The sequence below is a fragment of the Streptomyces sp. NRRL S-495 genome (assembly GCF_000966955.1).
In the GTDB taxonomy this organism is placed as follows: Bacteria; Actinomycetota; Actinomycetes; order Streptomycetales; family Streptomycetaceae; genus Kitasatospora; species Kitasatospora purpeofusca.
The window spans coordinates 1-811 of sequence record NZ_JZWY01000259.1; the positions used below are offsets into that span (position 1 = coordinate 1).

At 68.2% G+C, this 811-nt stretch carries 1 protein-coding gene; it reads left to right on the forward strand.

What is annotated here, in order from left to right:
• Positions 1 to 811: HAMP domain-containing protein (locus VR45_RS14830; RefSeq protein ID WP_045940217.1), on the forward strand; the 811-nt coding region annotated here is incomplete at both ends.

Genomic DNA, 811 nt, shown 5'->3' on the forward strand with positions numbered 1-811 from the left:
GATCCTGGAGCTGAAGAACACCATCAACACCATGGTCGACCAGTTGTCCGCCTTCGCGGACGAGGTGACCAGGGTGGCCCGGGACGTCGGCACCGAGGGCATCCTCGGCGGTCAGGCGAGCGTGCCGGGGGTGTCCGGCACCTGGAAGGACCTCACCAACAGCGTCAACCTGATGGCCAACAACCTGACCAGCCAGGTCCGCAACATCGCCGAGGTGACCACCGCGGTGGCCCGCGGGGACGTCTCGAAGAAGATCACCGTCGATGCCCGGGGCGAGATCCTGGAGCTGGTCACCACCGTGAACACCATGGTGGACCAGCTGTCGGCGTTCGCCGACGAGGTCACCCGGGTGGCGCGCGAGGTGGGTACCGAGGGCAACCTCGGCGGCCAGGCCCGGGTGCGCGGGGTGTCGGGCATCTGGAAGGACCTGACCGACAACGTCAACTTCATGGCCTCGAACCTCACCAGCCAGGTGCGGAACATCGCCGAGGTGGCGACGGCGGTGGCCTCGGGGGACCTCTCCAAGAAGATCACCATCGAGGCGCAGGGCGAGGTCGCGGCGCTGGCCGGGACGCTCAACACCATGGTCGACCAGCTGTCCGCGTTCGCGGTGGAGGTCACCCGGGTGGCCCGCGAGGTGGGTACCGACGGCATCCTGGGCGGTCAGGCGGGGGTGCCGGGCGTGGCCGGCATCTGGAAGGACCTGACCGACAACGTCAACCTGATGGCCAACAACCTGACCGGTCAGGTGCGGAACATCGCGCTGGTGATCACGGCGGTGGCGCGCGGCGACCTGTCGCAGAAGATCGAC